Annotated in this window: 16 protein-coding genes; 11 read left to right on the top strand and 5 right to left on the bottom strand. The window is 59.8% G+C overall.

Going from position 1 to position 16,772, the window contains the following annotated elements:
- The first annotated feature begins 30 nt into the window (after nt 1–30).
- From AC3WP7_RS17175 to AC3WP7_RS17150, 6 genes are all read left to right on the top strand, one after another.
- Nucleotides 31–1,317, top strand: a complete 1,287-nt coding sequence (locus AC3WP7_RS17175) for an ABC transporter substrate-binding protein (protein ID WP_102591869.1) — start codon at nt 31–33, stop codon at nt 1,315–1,317.
- 81 nt (nt 1,318–1,398) lie between these two features.
- The gene (locus AC3WP7_RS17170; RefSeq protein ID WP_071489442.1) at nt 1,399–2,307 is read left to right on the top strand and encodes a carbohydrate ABC transporter permease; all 909 of its coding nucleotides are present in this window, start codon (nt 1,399–1,401) and stop codon (nt 2,305–2,307) included.
- Entirely contained in the window at nt 2,300–3,145 is an 846-nt protein-coding gene (locus AC3WP7_RS17165; protein WP_102591868.1) for a carbohydrate ABC transporter permease, read from the top strand. The genes AC3WP7_RS17170 and AC3WP7_RS17165 overlap by 8 nt, the downstream gene beginning before the upstream one ends.
- A 2-nt stretch (nt 3,146–3,147) precedes the next feature.
- Nucleotides 3,148–4,308 (top strand): ABC transporter ATP-binding protein, encoded by a 1,161-nt coding sequence (locus AC3WP7_RS17160; RefSeq protein ID WP_071489444.1) that lies wholly within the window; start codon nt 3,148–3,150, stop codon nt 4,306–4,308.
- A gap of 84 nt (nt 4,309–4,392) precedes the next feature.
- Nucleotides 4,393–5,739, top strand: coding sequence for a carbohydrate porin (locus AC3WP7_RS17155; protein WP_071489445.1), 1,347 nt, complete (start codon nt 4,393–4,395; stop codon nt 5,737–5,739).
- A 102-nt stretch (nt 5,740–5,841) separates the two neighbouring features.
- Complete coding sequence (locus AC3WP7_RS17150) at nt 5,842–6,687, top strand: D-hexose-6-phosphate mutarotase (protein ID WP_071489446.1); 846 nt, start codon at nt 5,842–5,844, stop codon at nt 6,685–6,687.
- 122 nt (nt 6,688–6,809) lie between these two features.
- Here the strand turns inward: AC3WP7_RS17150 and AC3WP7_RS17145 are convergent, their stop codons facing one another.
- The gene (locus tag AC3WP7_RS17145; RefSeq protein WP_170856097.1) at nt 6,810–7,670 is read right to left on the bottom strand and encodes a MurR/RpiR family transcriptional regulator; all 861 of its coding nucleotides are present in this window, start codon (nt 7,668–7,670) and stop codon (nt 6,810–6,812) included.
- 218 nt (nt 7,671–7,888) lie between these two features.
- Between AC3WP7_RS17145 and zwf the strand changes: the two genes are divergently transcribed.
- The 3 genes from zwf to AC3WP7_RS17130 are packed head-to-tail and all read left to right on the top strand — an operon-like array spanning nt 7,889 to nt 10,738.
- Complete coding sequence (gene zwf, locus AC3WP7_RS17140; RefSeq protein ID WP_092246987.1) at nt 7,889–9,355, top strand: glucose-6-phosphate dehydrogenase; 1,467 nt, start codon at nt 7,889–7,891, stop codon at nt 9,353–9,355.
- Entirely contained in the window at nt 9,342–10,055 is a 714-nt protein-coding gene (pgl, locus tag AC3WP7_RS17135; RefSeq protein WP_071489448.1) for a 6-phosphogluconolactonase, read from the top strand. Before zwf ends, pgl begins: the two co-directional genes overlap by 14 nt.
- Nucleotides 10,056–10,072: 17 nt before the next feature.
- The gene (locus AC3WP7_RS17130) at nt 10,073–10,738 is read left to right on the top strand and encodes a bifunctional 4-hydroxy-2-oxoglutarate aldolase/2-dehydro-3-deoxy-phosphogluconate aldolase (RefSeq protein WP_026013852.1); all 666 of its coding nucleotides are present in this window, start codon (nt 10,073–10,075) and stop codon (nt 10,736–10,738) included.
- Between the two features lie 94 nt (nt 10,739–10,832).
- Here AC3WP7_RS17130 and AC3WP7_RS17125 read toward each other — a convergent pair whose 3' ends face one another.
- Both AC3WP7_RS17125 and AC3WP7_RS17120 read right to left on the bottom strand, forming a co-directional pair.
- Nucleotides 10,833–12,008, bottom strand: a complete 1,176-nt coding sequence (locus AC3WP7_RS17125) for an aminotransferase class V-fold PLP-dependent enzyme (RefSeq protein WP_102591867.1) — start codon at nt 12,006–12,008, stop codon at nt 10,833–10,835.
- Nucleotides 12,009–12,017: 9 nt separating this feature from the next.
- Nucleotides 12,018–12,254, bottom strand: a complete 237-nt coding sequence (locus AC3WP7_RS17120) for a DUF3820 family protein (RefSeq protein WP_092247157.1) — start codon at nt 12,252–12,254, stop codon at nt 12,018–12,020.
- A gap of 205 nt (nt 12,255–12,459) precedes the next feature.
- Here AC3WP7_RS17120 and AC3WP7_RS17115 point away from each other — a divergent pair, with 205 nt between their 5' ends.
- The gene (locus AC3WP7_RS17115) at nt 12,460–12,927 is read left to right on the top strand and encodes a ferritin-like domain-containing protein (RefSeq protein WP_010208206.1); all 468 of its coding nucleotides are present in this window, start codon (nt 12,460–12,462) and stop codon (nt 12,925–12,927) included.
- A gap of 125 nt (nt 12,928–13,052) precedes the next feature.
- Here AC3WP7_RS17115 and AC3WP7_RS17110 read toward each other — a convergent pair whose 3' ends face one another.
- Together AC3WP7_RS17110 and AC3WP7_RS17105 are read right to left on the bottom strand one after the other, a co-directional pair.
- A complete protein-coding gene (locus AC3WP7_RS17110; protein WP_010208208.1) occupies nt 13,053–13,523 on the bottom strand; it encodes a MaoC family dehydratase in 471 nt (156 codons plus the stop codon).
- A 57-nt stretch (nt 13,524–13,580) separates the two neighbouring features.
- Nucleotides 13,581–14,525 (bottom strand): alpha/beta hydrolase, encoded by a 945-nt coding sequence (locus tag AC3WP7_RS17105; protein ID WP_102591866.1) that lies wholly within the window; start codon nt 14,523–14,525, stop codon nt 13,581–13,583.
- Between the two features lie 232 nt (nt 14,526–14,757).
- On the opposite strand from AC3WP7_RS17105, the gene fadD2 reads away from it, so the two are divergent.
- Entirely contained in the window at nt 14,758–16,446 is a 1,689-nt protein-coding gene (fadD2, locus tag AC3WP7_RS17100) for a long-chain-fatty-acid--CoA ligase FadD2 (RefSeq protein WP_102591865.1), read from the top strand.
- Nucleotides 16,447–16,772 lie beyond the last annotated feature (326 nt).

The raw sequence follows: 16,772 nt of genomic DNA, 5'->3' as shown, positions 1-16,772 counted from the left end.
GCATGCATAACAACAAGAAAAGGTACTCAGATGAACGCGATTAATCGCCTCGCCGTCGCTATTTCCATTGCCTCGTTGTTTCCCCTCAGTGCATTTGCCGCCGACTCGAAAGGGACGGTTGAAGTTGTGCATTGGTGGACCTCGGGTGGTGAGAAGGCGGCTGTAGATGTCCTGAAGGCCCAAGTTGAGAAAGACGGCTTCACCTGGAAAGACGGTGCCGTCGCAGGTGGCGGTGGCGCCACGGCCATGACCGTGCTGAAAAGCCGCGCAGTCGCCGGCAACCCGCCAGGCGTTGCCCAGATCAAAGGCCCCGACATCCAAGAATGGGCGTCCACCGGCCTGCTCGACACCGACGTGCTCAAGGACGTCGCCAAAGAAGAAAAGTGGGACTCCCTGCTCGACAAGAAAGTCTCCGATACCGTGAAGTACGACGGTGACTACGTTGCCGTACCGGTCAACATCCACCGCGTGAACTGGCTGTGGATCAACCCGGAAGTCTTCAAGAAAGCCGGTATCACCAAGAACCCGACCACCCTCGAAGAATTCTACGCCGCTGGCGACAAGCTGAAGAAAGCCGGCTTCATTCCGCTCGCCCATGGTGGCCAGCCTTGGCAGGACAGCACCGTGTTCGAGGCGGTGTTGCTTTCTGTGATGGGCGCCGATGGCTACAAGAAAGCCCTGGTCGACCTGGATAACGCTGCGCTGACCGGTCCGGAAATGGTCAAGGCCCTGACCGAGCTGAAAAAAGTCGCGACCTACATGGACGCCGACGGCAAAGGCCAGGACTGGAACCTCGAAGCAAGCAAGGTCATCAACGGCAAGGCCGGCATGCAGATCATGGGTGACTGGGCCAAGTCCGAATGGACCGCCGCCAAGAAGGTCGCCGGCAAAGACTATGAGTGCGTAGCCTTCCCGGGTACCGACAAAGCCTTCACCTACAACATCGACTCCCTGGCGGTGTTCAAGCAGAAAGACAAAGGCACTGCGGCGGGTCAGCAGGACATTGCCAGAGTCGTGCTGGGTGAAAACTTCCAGAAAGTGTTCAGCATCAACAAGGGTTCGATCCCTGTGCGTAACGACATGCTGAACAAAATGGACTCGTACGGCTTCGACTCCTGCGCCCAGACCGCTGCCAAGGACTTCCTGGCAGACGCCAAGACCGGCGGCCTGCAGCCAAGCATGGCGCACAACATGGCCACGACCCTGGCGGTGCAAGGTGCATTCTTTGACGTTGTGACCAACTACATCAACGACCCGAAAGCCGACCCGGCCGACACCGCCAAGAAACTCGGCGCTGCGATCAAGTCCGCCAAGTAACGGTTGACCTTATGGGGGGGACTCCCTCGCCCCCCATAAGGCGTGTTCCTGTAGTCCTTTTTCCCTGTACTGGATTTCCCCATGAGTTCTGTTGCTGTGTTCAGCAAAGCCTCGCCGTTCGATGCACTGCAGCGCTGGCTACCCAAACTGGTGCTGGCGCCCAGCATGTTCATCGTGTTGGTGGGCTTCTACGGCTATATCCTGTGGACGTTTGTACTCTCGTTCACCAATTCCACGTTCCTGCCAAGCTACAAATGGGCGGGCCTTGCGCAATACGCGCGGTTGTTCGACAACGACCGCTGGTGGGTGGCGAGCAAGAACCTGGCGGTGTTTGGCGGGATGTTCATCGGCATCACCCTGGTTATCGGGGTGACCCTGGCGATCTTCCTCGACCAGAAAATCCGTCGTGAAGGCTTTATCCGCACCATTTACCTGTACCCGATGGCGCTCTCGATGATCGTCACCGGTACGGCCTGGAAATGGCTGCTCAACCCGGGCATGGGCCTGGACAAACTCCTGCGTGACTGGGGCTGGGAAGGCTTCCGTCTCGACTGGCTGATCGACCCGGACCGCGTGGTCTACTGCCTGGTGATCGCCGCTGTATGGCAAGCCTCGGGCTTTATCATGGCGATGTTCCTCGCCGGCCTGCGTGGCGTCGATCAGTCGATTATCCGTGCCGCCCAGATCGACGGCGCGAGCCTGCCACGCATCTACTGGAGCGTGGTGCTGCCCAGCCTGCGTCCGGTGTTCTTCAGTGCGGTGATGATCCTGGCGCACATTGCGATCAAGAGCTTCGACCTGGTGGCGGCAATGACCGCCGGCGGCCCGGGCTATTCGTCCGACCTGCCTGCCATGTTCATGTACTCGTTCACCTTCAGCCGTGGCCAGATGGGCATGGGTTCGGCCAGTGCGATCCTGATGCTCGGTGCGATCCTGGCGATCATCGTGCCTTACCTCTACTCCGAGCTGAGGACCAAACGTCATGACTAGTCTCGCCTCCAAATCACCTGTCAGCCTGAGTCGCATCGCGATCTACGCGGTGCTGATCCTTGCCGTGCTGCTGTACCTGGTGCCGCTGGTGGTGATGCTGCTGACCAGCTTCAAAACCCCGGAAGACATCAGCACCGGCAACCTGCTGAGCTGGCCGACCGTGGTCACGGGCATCGGCTGGGTCAAGGCCTGGGCCACTGTGGACGGTTACTTCTGGAACTCGATCAAGATCACCGTTCCGGCCGTACTGATCTCCACCGCCATCGGTGCGTTGAACGGCTATGTGCTGTCGTTCTGGCGCTTCAAAGGCTCGCAGTTGTTCTTCGGCTTGCTGCTGTTCGGTTGCTTCCTGCCGTTCCAGACCGTGCTGCTGCCGGCGTCGTTCACCCTCGGCAAGATGGGCCTGGCCAGCACCACCACCGGCCTGGTGTTTGTGCACGTGGTCTATGGCCTGGCGTTCACCACGCTGTTTTTCCGTAACTACTACGTGAGCATCCCGGACGCGCTGATCAAGGCGGCACGCCTGGACGGTGCGGGATTCTTCACCATCTTCCGTCAGATCATTCTGCCGATGTCGACCCCGATCATCATGGTCTGCCTGATCTGGCAGTTCACCCAGATCTGGAACGACTTCCTGTTCGGCGTGGTGTTCTCCAGTGGCGATTCCCAGCCCATCACGGTGGCGCTGAACAACCTGGTCAACACCAGCACCGGGGCCAAGGAATATAACGTGGATATGGCGGCGGCGATGATCGCCGGGCTGCCGACCCTGCTGGTCTATGTGATCGCAGGCAAGTATTTCGTGCGCGGCCTCACGGCCGGCGCGGTCAAGGGGTAATCATGGCTACGCTTGAACTTCGCAATGTAAACAAGACCTATGGCGCCGGCCTGCCCGACACCTTGAAGAACATCGAACTGTCGATCAAGGAAGGCGAGTTCCTGATCCTGGTCGGCCCTTCAGGGTGCGGCAAATCCACGCTGATGAACTGCATCGCCGGCCTTGAGACCATCACCGGCGGCGCGATCATGATCGGCGACCAGGACGTGAGCGGCATGAGCCCCAAGGACCGGGACATCGCCATGGTGTTCCAGTCCTACGCGCTGTACCCGACCATGAGCGTGCGCGAGAACATTGAGTTCGGCCTCAAGATCCGCAAGATGGCCCAGGCGGATATCGACGCCGAAGTGGCACGCGTGGCCAAGCTGCTGCAGATCGAACACCTGCTCAACCGCAAGCCGGGCCAGCTCTCCGGCGGCCAGCAACAGCGCGTGGCCATGGGCCGTGCCCTGGCGCGTCGGCCGAAGATCTACCTGTTTGACGAGCCGCTGTCCAACCTCGACGCCAAGCTGCGCGTCGAGATGCGTACCGAAATGAAGCTGATGCACCAGCGCCTCAAGACCACCACGGTCTACGTGACCCACGACCAGATCGAAGCGATGACCCTGGGCGACAAAGTGGCGGTGATGAAGGACGGCATCATCCAACAATTTGGCACGCCGAAAGAAATTTACAACGACCCGGCCAACCTGTTTGTGGCAAGCTTTATCGGTTCACCTCCCATGAACTTCGTTCCTATGCGCCTAAAACGCAAGGAAGGTCGTTTGGTCGCGCTGCTCGACAGCGGCCAGGCCCGTTGCGAATTGCCATTAGGCATGAACGACGCAGGTCTGGAGGACCGTGATGTGATTCTGGGCCTGCGCCCGGAGCAGATCGTGTTGGCGGCGGGTGAGGGCAACGGCTCGTCGAGCATTCGTGCTGAAGTCCAGGTCACCGAACCGACCGGTCCGGACACCCTGGTGTTCGTGCAGCTCAATGACACCAAGGTCTGCTGCCGTTTGGCGCCGGATGTGGCGCCCCAGGTCGGCGAGACCCTGACCCTGCAATTTGATCCGGCCAAGGTATTGCTGTTCGACGCCAACACTGGCGAACGCCTAGGCACTGCTTCTTCATTGCCCGCACAGGGGCATGCCGACAACGTGGCCCAATTCAAAGGCCGCTGAAGCAGCTAAGTTGTTGTTTCAAATAAAAAAGTAACCCGCGTTAGATAAAAACAGTTTAATAACAATAAAGACGAGGATGTAGGGATGAAAAAGCAACACAACAACACTCGGCTGATCTGCCAAATGTCAGCTGCAGCAGCCCTGGTTTTGTCCGCCAATGCGATGGCGGCCGATGCATTCAGTGCTGATTCGAAGTGGATGACCGGCGATTGGGGTGGTGAGCGTACCAAGCTGATCGAGCAAGGTATCGACATCAAGGCTGACTACGTTGGGGAGATGGGCTACAACGCCAAGGGCGGTTACAACCACGACAAGACCGGTCGCTACTCTGACCAGTTCGGTCTCGGCGTGGCACTCGACCTGCAAAAACTGTGGGGCTGGGATAACACCCAGGCCAAGATCCAGTTGACCAACCGTAATGGCCAGAACATCTCCAACGACCGCATCGGCGATCCGCGTGCCGGCACCTTGAGCTCGTCTCAAGAAGTGTACGGCCGTGGCCATATGGTGCGTCTGACCCAGTTCTGGATCCAGCACCAGATGTTCGACAACAAGTTGGACGTGAAGCTTGGTTACTTCGGCGAAGGCGAAGACTTCAACACCTTCCCGTGCGACTTCCAGAACCTGTCGTTCTGCGGTTCGCAAGTGGGTAACTACGTCAACACCTGGTACAACTGGCCCGTCAGTCAGGCCGCGATCCGTGTGAAGTACAACATCACGCCTGAGCTGTATGCGCAGATCGGCGCGTACAACCAGAACCCCTCGCAGCTCGAACACGGTAATGGCTTCAAGCTCAGCGGCAGCGGTACCAAGGGCACCGTGATCCCAGTGGAATTGGTCTGGTCGCCGAAGGTCAACAACCTGCCGGGCGAATACCGTGTGGGTTACTACAAGAGCGCGGCTGATGCCTCTGACGTCCGTGAAGACATCAACGGCAATGATGCTGCGACCACCCGCGCCGCCTACCGTACCCGCAGCAGCAAGAAAGGCTACTGGTTCGTTGCTCAACAGCAACTCACCACCCATAACGGCGATGCCTCCCGCGGCCTGAACATCGCGGCCAACGCCACCTTCCACGATAAGGAAACCAACCTGGTCGACAACTATCAGTCGCTCATGCTGGTGTACAAAGGCCCATTCGACGCGCGTCCGAAAGATGACGTCGGCATTGGTGTCGCGCGCCTGCACGTCAACGATGACGTGAAGAAAAACTCTGAACTGCTCAACGCCGCCAATGGTGTGAGCGACTATGACAATCCTCTCTACACGCCGATCCGTGAGACCGAGTACAACGTTGAACTCAACTACGGCTTCCACGTCACCAACTGGCTGACCGTGCGTCCTAACCTGCAATACGTTGTCCAGCCTGGCGGCGTGGACAAAGTCGACAACGCGTTGGTGGCGGGCCTGAAAATTCAGTCTACGTTCTAACGCTGTTGCGATAAGCTCCTTCTCTCTGTGCGCATTTTGCGGGTAGCCATGGCTACCCGCTTTTTTTGGGTCGCACTGTGAAGACAATCAGGACCGTGGCACATGCATGAGCAACCGCTGCAACGCTTTTTCAAATCCCTGCGCGAGCGTCCGGTGTTCGCCTGGGAGCGTTTTCAGATGCGTGATGTGTTGGTGATCGATCATCCGCTGTGCCAGGCGGTGTTCAGTCGCCAGGGCGCGCAATTGCTGCACTTTCAGCCTACCGGCCAGAAACCGTGGTTGTGGTGTGCCGCCAAGTGGCCGCAAGTCGGCGCCATCCGTGGAGGCGTGCCGGTGTGCTGGCCGTGGTATGGCCGTCACCCGAGTGAAAATGCCTGGCCATCCCATGGCTGGGCGCGCTTGATCGACTGGAAATTGCTCGACAGCAGCACTGACGACGACGGTGTGCGCCTGCACTGGCAATTGCAGCTGTGCGACTGGCAGGTCGACCTGCACGCGCACCTGGGCGAAACCTTGGAGCTGCGCCTGAGCACCGAGCATCAGGATGAGTTGCCGTGCCAACTGAGCCATGCATTGCACGCTTACTGGCGTATTGGTCATGTTGATGAGATAGCGCTGTCTGGGCTCGACGGTGCGCAAGGTTACGACCAGCTCAACCGCCAGGTCTGCCAGCAGGAGGGTGAGTTGCGGGTAGAAGGCGGTTGCCAGCGGGTGTTCCAGCACGAAGGCGAATTGCAACTCAAGGACCACGCCTGGCAGCGCGAACTGTGCATCGACACCGGCGACAGCGCCGACACGGTGGTGTGGCATCCGGGCAGCCGACCGCTGTTGGGCGTGAGCTTCAACGAGGCGTCGGGGTTTGTGTGCGTGGAGTCGGCGATGGCCGGGGCGAGCCTGGCGCCGGGGGAGAGGGCGCATTTGAGTTTGCAGGCCAGGGCTGGGGTTTAGCGGGGTGGTTGATGGCCTCATCGGGGGCAAGCCCCCTCCCACACTTTGCTCTGTGAATACAGTCAAAATGTGGGAGGGGGCTTGCCCCCGATAAGGCCAGTACAGCCAACACAAAGGCAGGCCTAGTTGAACTCATCCCCCACCGGATACCGGCTGTCATTCAAACTCTCTTTGATCTTGCGCAAATGCGGCTGGAAATCCACCCCGCGACGCAAGGTCATGCCGGTGGCCAATACGTCCAGCACCGTCAACTGGATGATCCGCGAGGTCATCGGCATGTAGATGTCGGTGTCTTCGGGCAGTGGAATGTTCAGGCTCACCGTACTGGCCTTGGCCAGCGGCGAGTTTTCGGCGGTCACGCCCAACACTGAAGCGCCGTTTCCACGGGCGATGCGCGCCACTTCCACCAGTTCACGGGTACGCCCGGTGTAGGAAATGATCACGAACAACTCGCCGGTGTGTGCCACCGAGGCGATCATGCGCTGCATCAGCACGTCGGCATGGGCGGTGACCGCCAGGTTGAAACGGAAGAACTTGTGCAGCGCATCCATCGCCACCGGTGCCGAAGCGCCCAGGCCGAAGAAGTGGATCTGCCGCGCCTGGATCAACAGGTCCACGGCCTTGCTGATCAGGGCCGGGTCCAGGGCCTGGCAGGCGCTGTCGAGCGACGCGATGGCGCTGCCAAAGATCTTCTGGGTGTAGGCCTCGGGGTTATCATCGGCTTCCACTGCGCGGCTGACATACGCCGCGCCGCTGGCCAGGCTTTGCGCCAGCTGCAATTTCAGTTCAGGGTAGCCGCTCACGCCGAACGAACGGCAGAAACGGTTGACCGTCGGTTCACTGACCGAGGCGGCCTGGGCAAGGGCGGCGATGGAGAAGCGGGTCGCCTGCTGCGGGTTGAGCAGGATGACCTCGGCAACTTTTTTCTCGGCCTTGTTCAATTCTTCGAGGCGGTTCTGGATCTGTTCCAGAAGATTTCGCACGCGGTCCATTCAGTCTTTCCTTCGGGCGACGATGCAAATTAGGGTGGCAACCAATCGACGAGTGGCCTTTTGCGGTGGCCTATCCTACTGAGGGTAGCTGAACACCACCACTCGGAATGCGTATTTCGGGAAAATGTTGTGGTTATTACTACATTTTTCCTTGAGTGATGCCTTGAAAAAAGGTATTTGTAGCTTAACTTGATAAAAGAACAAACATCATGCCTTCGATAACCGTAGAACCCTGCACCTTTGCCCTGTTTGGCGCCTTGGGTGATCTGGCGCTGCGCAAGTTATTTCCTGCCCTCTATCAACTCGATGGCGCCGCGCTCCTGCACGACGACACGCGCATCCTGGCCCTGGCCCGCGAAGCCGGTTCCGAGCAACAGCACCTGGCGCACATTGAAAAAGAACTGCGTAAATACGTCGGCAAGGAACTGGACGAAACCATCGCCCAGCGTTTCCTGGCGCGCCTGACCTATGTTCACGTCGACTTCATGAAAGCCGATGACTACGTGGCCCTGGCGGAAGTCGCCGGCACCGAACAACGCTTGATCGCCTACTTCGCCACACCGGCGGCGGTGTACGGCGCTATCTGCGAGAACCTGTCCAAGGTCGGCCTGGCGGACAACACCCGCGTGGTGCTGGAGAAACCGATTGGTTCGGACCTGGAGTCCTCGCGCAAGGTCAACGACGCCGTGGCCCAGTTCTTCCCGGAGAACCGCACCTACCGCATCGACCACTACCTGGGCAAAGAGACCGTCCAGAACCTGATCGCCCTGCGTTTCGCCAACAGCCTTTTCGAAACCCAGTGGAACCAGAATTACATCTCTCACGTGGAAATCACCGTGGCCGAGCAGGTCGGTATCGAAGGCCGTTGGGGCTACTTCGACAAGGCCGGCCAGCTGCGCGACATGATCCAGAACCACTTGCTGCAGCTGCTGTGCCTGATCGCCATGGACCCGCCGGCGGACCTGTCCGCCGACAGCATCCGTGACGAGAAGGTCAAGGTGCTCAAGGCCCTGGCGCCGATCAGCCCGGACGGCCTGACCACCCAGGTGGTGCGCGGCCAGTACATCGCCGGCTACAGCGCCGGCAAGCCGGTGCCGGGGTACCTGGAAGAAGAGAACTCCAACACCCAGAGCGACACCGAGACCTTCGTTGCCCTGCGTGCCGATATCCGCAACTGGCGTTGGGCGGGGGTGCCGTTCTACCTGCGCACCGGCAAGCGCATGCCGCAGAAGCTGTCGCAGATCGTCATCCACTTCAAGGAACCGTCCCACTACATCTTTGCCCCCGAGCAGCGCCTGCAGATCAGCAACAAACTGATCATCCGCCTGCAACCGGACGAGGGCATTTCCTTGCGAGTGATGACCAAGGAGCAGGGCCTGGACAAGGGCATGCAACTGCGCAGCGGCCCGTTGCAATTGAATTTTTCCGACACCTACCGCAGCGCCCGTATCCCGGATGCCTACGAGCGGTTGTTGCTGGAAGTGATGCGCGGCAATCAGAACCTGTTTGTTCGCAAAGATGAAATCGAAGCCGCGTGGAAGTGGTGTGACCAGCTGATCGCCGGGTGGAAAAAATCCGGTGATGCGCCCAAGCCGTACGCGGCCGGGTCCTGGGGGCCGATGAGCTCGATTGCACTGATCACGCGGGATGGGAGGTCGTGGTATGGCGATATCTGATTTGAAACTGCCCCAGGGCGTAACCCCTCACGAGTACCGCACCCCGGTGCTGTTGGCGGAAGGCCTGGCCAATGACGTGGCCGAGCAACTGCGCACGGCCATCAGTGCCCGTGGTGAAGCGACCCTGGTGGTGTCCGGTGGCCGCAGCCCCGTGGCGTTTTTCCAACACCTGGCCAAGCAGGGCCTGGACTGGTCCAAGGTCACCATCACCCTGGCCGACGAGCGCTGGGTGCCAGTGGAACATGCCGACAGCAATGCCGGCCTGTTGAAGCAGCACCTGCTGCAAGGCCCGGCGGCCAAGGCCAGGTTCTTGAGCCTGTACAGCGCTGCGGCCAATCTTGAAGACGCAGCCGAGCAGGCCGATCGCCTGCTGGCCGAATTGCCAGCCATTGACGTACTGGTGCTGGGCATGGGCGATGACGGCCACACCGCATCGCTGTTCCCCGACAGTCCCAACCTGGGCGAAGCGTTGAAGGCCGACGGTACCCGCCGTTGCTGGCCGATGCTGGCGCCGACCGTGCCGCACCAGCGCCTGACGATGAGTCGCGCGCTGCTGGCCACGGCGAACTACACCGTACTGTCGATTTCCGGCAGTTCGAAATTGACCACCTTGAGCGCCGCGCTGGCCAGCGATGACGTCGCTGCCATGCCGATTCGCGCGTTTCTGCAACCTACATTAGAGATTTACTGGTGCCCATGAGCCAAGGATCAGCCGCTATGAAAAGCCCTCAACCGACCGTGTCCATGGCGGATAAAGTTGCCTTGATCGACAGCCTCTGCGCCAAGGCGCGGATCCTGCCGGTGATCACCATTGCCCGCGAACAGGACATCCTGCCGCTGGCCGATGCCCTGGCAGCCGGCGGTTTGACCGCACTGGAAGTGACCCTGCGTTCGGAGTTCGGCCTCAAGGCCATTCAGGTACTGCGCGAACAACGCCCTGAACTGTGCACCGGTGCCGGCACCGTGCTGGACCGTCACATGCTCGAAGCGGCCGAAGTGGCCGGCTCGCAATTCATCGTCACCCCCGGCATCACCCGCGACTTGCTGGAAGCTTCGGTACACAGCCCGATCCCGCTGCTGCCGGGCATCAGCAATGCCTCCGGCATCATGGAAGGCTATGGCCTGGGTTATCGCCGCTTCAAGCTGTTCCCGGCGGAAGTCAGCGGCGGCGTGGCGGCGATCAAGGCCCTGGGCGGCCCGTTCGGCGAAGTGAAATTCTGCCCGACCGGCGGCGTGGGCCCGGCCAACATCAAAAACTACATGGCGTTGAAAAACGTGATGTGCGTGGGCGGTAGCTGGATGCTCGACCCGGAATGGGTCAAGAACGGCGACTGGGCGCGCATCCAGGAAGTTACCGCGCAGGCGCTGGCCCTGCTGGATTGATCTGCTTTTACTGAATCGTTGTTGCTGTGCTTGACGGCATTTTTGCGGTGCACTTGGTCGGTGTACCGCTTTTTTTTGTCTGTAGAAAAGGCGCTTAGCCGACGCTCAACTCGGTGATGGCTTTGACCAGCACGGCGATCTCGGTTGCCGACGTCACCAGCCCCGGTGTCACCCGGATACAGGTGCCGAACGACGCACCGGTTCGAGTAGTGACAAACAGGTTGTAGTCCTTGAGCAGTCTATCGACCATCGCCTGCTGATCCCGCCCGCTGAACTTGAACGCCGTAATCCCGCAATACACCCTCGGATCATCCGGCGTCAGCACCTCGATCCCCGGCAATGCCCGCACCTGGCTGACCCACAGGTCCCGCAGGTAATTCACCCGTGCGCCTTTTGCCGCCGAGCCACCTAATTGGCGATGCTCTTCAAACACCAGCGGCAAGGTCATCAGCGCCGGAAAGTTCGGCGTGCTGTAGGACGTACGTGCACGCACATCGGTGGCGGGGTAGTGAAACTCACCCATGTCCGGGTCGATATCGGCCAGACGCTCCGGGGCGATGTACAGGAAGCCCAGGGTCAGTGGCGCGCCGATCCATTTGTGCAGGTTGAAGCCGGCAAACTGAATGCCCAGCTCGGCCAGATTGAACTCGATCTGGCCCAGGGCATGGGCACCATCGAGGATCACGTCCACGCCATGCTCACGCGCCGCCCTGGCGACCGCTTCGACGGGCATCACCAGGCCGGTGCGGTGGGTGACGTGGGTCAGCGCCATCAGCTTCAGACGTGGGTACTGGACGAACGCATCAAGATACGTCTGCACCAGGCTGTCGAAACTGGCCGGGTGTACGTGGGACAGTTCGATCACCTCCACCCCGCGAACGCCGGCCAGCCAACGCATGGCACCCTTGACCGTGTCGTACTCCAGGTCACTGATCAGCACCTGGTCGCCCGGTTGCAGGCGGTTGTAGTTGCGGATCAGTGATTGCAAGGCTTCGGTGGCGTTGCGGGTAAAGGCCACCGACTCCGGGGCCACATCAATCAGCTCGGCCAGTTGCCGACGAATCTCGACGTTCTCGCCTCGCTCGAAGCGCTGGCGCACATGCAGCGAATTACTCCGGTTGATAAACGCAACCTGGTCAAGGTAATGGGATTGCACCGTTCGGCTCATACGCCCGAAGTAACCGTTTTCCAGGTTGATCGGGCCGGGCTCCAAGGCGTAGCGCTCGGAAACGGCCTGCCAATGTTGTTCGTTGTCAGCATTGCGTGGCATTGGGAGGTCTCAATGGCGCGGGGCGGGTTTGCCGTGTTTGGCACGTAGCGGTTCGAGTAACTCGGACAATCCGTTGCTGTCGATTTCCTGCATCAACGCCAACAAGCCGCCGAGTTCGCCGTGGGGGAAACCTTCACGGGCGAACCAGTTGAGGTAGGGGCCGGGCAGGTCGGCGATGATCCGTCCCTTGTATTTGCCGAAGGGCATTTCGCGGGTGATCAGCAGTGCGAGTTTTTCGGGATTCATGAAGGCTCGGAAGGTTGAGTCGTGACCTTGGAAAATACAGGCATTCTGCATGAAGGCCAAATGACAGATCATGCAAATAACATACATACAGATGGTTCAATTAATCTTAAGTTATTGAAATGTATATGGATTTTGTTTTTTGAAAACCTGGCACGGGCGCTGCAATCACTAAGACAACCTTCTAACCCGTACAAGGAATTGAAAAATGACTGACATCAATAAAGAATCGATCTCCGTACTGAACGACCTGATCGAAACCAGCATCGACGGCCAAAAGGGTTTCAAGGAGTGCGCTGAAGACATCAAGCACCCAGAGCTCAAAGCCCTGTTCGCCAAGCGTTCCGCCGACTGCGCCACCGCTGCCGCCGAGCTGAAAACCGCCGTGCGTGCCCTGGGTGGCGATCCGGAAGATTCCGGCAGCGTTGCCGGCGCTTTGCACCGTGGTTGGGTCGACGTGAAGTCGATGCTCACCGGTAAAGATGAAGAAGCGGTGCTGAACGAAGCCGAGCGTGGTGAAGACCACGCACTGAAGGCTTACAAGGAAGCGATCGAGAAGATCAACAAGCACAACCTGCTGGGCATTCGTGACCTGGTTGAGCGTCAGTACCACGGCGTGCAACGCAACCACGACCAGGTGAAAGCCCTGCGTAACCAGGCTCGCGCTCAGTCGTAAGCCCTGCGCTGTAAAAGAATGTGGGAGGGGGCTTGCCCCCGATAGCAGTGCCTCAGTCATTGAAATATCGACTGATCTACCGCTATCGGGAGCAAGCCCCCTCCCACATTTGTCTTGCGTAGACTTCAGCCAATGCTGATCGGCGGCAACTCGGTCAGCGTCACCACCTGCTGCTTGCGCGGCGCCAGGATTTCCGCCTCGCCATCCACCACCAACTCATCGCGCTGGTTGAACACACGCGTGGCGATGCGCACGCGGAACTTTGGCAGCTTCTCGAGGATTTCCAGGCGCACGGTCAGGGTATCGCCGATTTTCACTGGCTTCTGGAAGCTCATCTGCTGGCCGATGTAGATCGTGCCCGGCCCAGGCAGCTCGCAGGCAACGGCCGCGCTGATCAGGGCACCGCTGAACATGCCGTGGGCGATACGCTCCTTGAACATGGTCGCCTTGGCGTACTCGGCATCCAGGTGCACCGGGTTGTGGTCGCCGGACATGGCGGCGAACAGCTGGATATCACGCTCCTCCACCAACTTGCTGTAACTGGCGGTCTGGCCGACTTCGAGGGCTTCGTACGGGGTGTTGGTTACCTGGGTCATCTAAACGTGCATCCTGTGGCTAATCGGTAATTTAACTGACTGATTTTAATCGAAAATTTATTCGCAGCGCGTCGGTCTGCGCAAGGTCAGGGCCTGGTCGAGCCAGCTCAGTACATCCGCCGTGACTTCATCACGGTTGGTTTCGTTGAACACTTCATGGCGCGCCTGCGGGTAGATATTCAGTTGCAGGTGCTGGCAGCCCGCTTCACGCAGGGCGTCGGCCAGGCTGTTGAGACGCTTGCCTTCGCTCACCGGATCACATTCGCCACCCATCACCAGGATCGGCAGGCCCGGGTCGATCTGCGCGAGATTGGACGCTTTGCTGATTTGCTGCAAGCCGCCGAGCAGGTCGATCCACAGCTGGTTGGTGCAGCGGAACCCGCACAGTGGGTCGTTGATGTACTTGTCCACCTCGGCCGGGTCGCGACTGAGCCAATCGAAAGCGGTGCGATTGGGTTTGAACGCCTTGTTGAACGATCCAAACGACAGGAAATCGATCAGCGCACTGCGCCCGCGCAATCCCTGGCGCAGTCGTTCGACCCGTGCGATCAATCGCGCCGCGCGGTACAGCGCCACCGGCTGGAAATTCGAACCGCTGAGAATCGCCCCATCCAGGCTGGCACTGTGGTGCAGCAGATAGGCCTGGGCGATATAGCTGCCCATGCTGTGCCCCAGCAAGATGATCGGCAACCCCGGCTGCTGCTGGCCGATGTGCTGGTTGAGGCTGGCGAGGTCGCCCACCACCTTGTTCCAGCCGTCGTGCTCGGCGTACAGGCCCAGGGTGCCTTCGTCGGCGGTGCGGCCGTGACCCCGTTGGTCCGGCGCATATAAACCGTAGCCAGCGTCGCACAGGGCTTGCGCCAGGCGCGCATAGCGCCCGCTGTGCTCGGCCATGCCATGGGACAGCATCACCAGCGCCCTGGGCGGACCGTCGGGCATCCATTGATTGACGTACAGGCGGCTGCGGTCATTCGCGGTCAGCCAGAAGGAGGTGTGGTTCATGGCGGTTCCTTTGCTCAAGGTCTGCTCAAGGTCTGCTCAGCGTCGTTGCAGTGTATAGCTCATCCGCACGGCTGCGTCTGATCAGTGCGAAGCCTTGTAGGAAGATTCACGCAATTAATGACGCTCTTTCCTGTATTTGCCTGTTTGGCCATAGCTGCTAACGTCCCCAAAGCTCCGCTTTTCATAGCAGTCAGAAAGCGGCCGGACACACTCAGGTAAGAGGACAAGAATAATGCAACCTGATTTCTGGAATGACAAACGCGCAGCGGGCGTTCCCAACGACATTGACCTCTCTGCCTACAAGTCGGTGATCGAAGTCTTCGAGCGCTCCTGCAAGGCCTTCGCCGACCGTCCGGCATTCAGCAACATGGGCATCACCCTGACCTACGCCGAACTGGAACGCCAGAGCGCCGCGTTCGCCGGCTACCTGCAACAGCACACCGACCTCAAGCCGGGCGAGCGCATCGCGGTGCAGATGCCCAACGTGCTGCATTACCCGATTGCGGTGTTCGGCGCCTTGCGCGCCGGGCTGATCGTGGTCAACACCAACCCGCTTTACACCCCGCGCGAGATGCGTCACCAGTTCAAGGACGCCGGCGTGCGTGCGCTGGTCTACCTCAACCTGTTCGGTTCGCGGGTGCAGGAGGTGTGCAGCGACACCGAGATCGACTACCTGATCGAAGCCAAGATGGGCGATTTCATGCCCGCTGCCAAAGGCTGGCTGATCAACACGGTGGTCGACAAGGTCAAGAAGATGGTGCCGGCCTACGACCTGCCGCGCGCGGTGTCATTCAAGCGCGCCCTGCACATGGGCGCGGGCCTGGGCGTGACCCGCCACCCCGTCACACTGGACGACATCGCGGTGCTGCAATACACCGGCGGCACCACCGGCCTGGCCAAGGGCGCGATGCTCACCCATGGCAACCTGGTGGCGAACATGCAACAGGTGCGCGCCTGTATGTCCCAGACCGGCGATGACGGTCATCCGCTGATCAAGGAAGGGCAGGAGGTGATGATCGCGCCGCTGCCGCTTTACCATATCTATGCCTTCACGGCGAATTGCATGTGCATGATGGTCTCGGGCAATCACAACGTGCTGATCACCAATCCGCGAGACATCGGCGGCTTCATCAAGGAACTGAAAAAGTGGCGGTTCACCGGGCTGCTGGGGCTCAACACGCTATTTGTGGCGTTGTTGGACCACCCGGACTTCAAGACCCTGGACTTCTCCCACCTCAAGCTCACCAATTCCGGCGGCACTGCGCTGATCAAGGCCACGGCCGAACGCTGGCAGCAGATTACCGGTTGCGCGATTGGCGAGGGTTATGGCCTGACAGAAACCTCACCGGTGGCCAGCACCAACCCCTACGGCAGCAAATCCCGCCTGGGGACGGTGGGTATTCCGGTGCCGGGCACGGCGATGAAAGTGATCGATGATCAGGGTGTCGAGCTGCCATTGGGCGAGCGCGGTGAACTGTGTATCAAGGGCCCGCAGGTGATGAAGGGCTACTGGCAGCAGCCGGCCGCCACCTCCGAGGCGCTGGACGCCGAAGGCTGGCTCAAGACCGGTGATATCGCGGTGATCGATGACGATGGCTTTGTGCGCATCGTTGACCGTAAGAAAGACTTGATCATCGTCTCGGGCTTCAACGTGTATCCCAACGAAATCGAGGATGTCGTGATGGCCCACCCGGCGGTGGCCAACTGCGCGGTGATCGGCGTGCCGGATGAACGCACGGGGGAGGCGGTGAAGCTGTTCGTGGTGGCGCGTGCCCAAGGGGTGAGCCTCGAAGAGTTGAAGGCATACTGCAAGACCAACTTCACGGGATACAAGGTGCCCAAGCACATCGTGTTGCGCGACTCGTTACCGATGACGCCGGTGGGCAAGATCTTGCGGCGTGAGTTGCGCGATATCGCTTGACCTGAAATATGCTGAAAAAAAAGTGGGAGGGGGCTTGCCCCCGATGGCGGTGGGTCAGTCACCAGATGCGTAGACTGAACCACCGCCATCGGGGGCAAGCCCCCTCCCACATTTGTACTGTGTTGTTCTGAAAGCCCCGTTCCAGAGCCATCTATGCCGCTATTTCAGCTTGGTTTAAAGTGTGACCAAATATTGTAGGACAGTCGTGTTTATGACCGTGACCCCCTCTTTTGGCTCTAGGCGGCCTTTGGCAAAGCTGCTACTCTCGGCGCGCTTTGTGACGTCTCGGCCTGCTTGAAAGCGCCAGATTCACCTAAAAAAACATA

It is taken from the genome of Pseudomonas sp. FW305-3-2-15-C-LB1 (assembly GCF_058787615.1).
The sequence above is the reverse complement of the archived record's forward strand: the minus strand, read 5'-3'. Positions and strand labels throughout refer to the sequence as shown.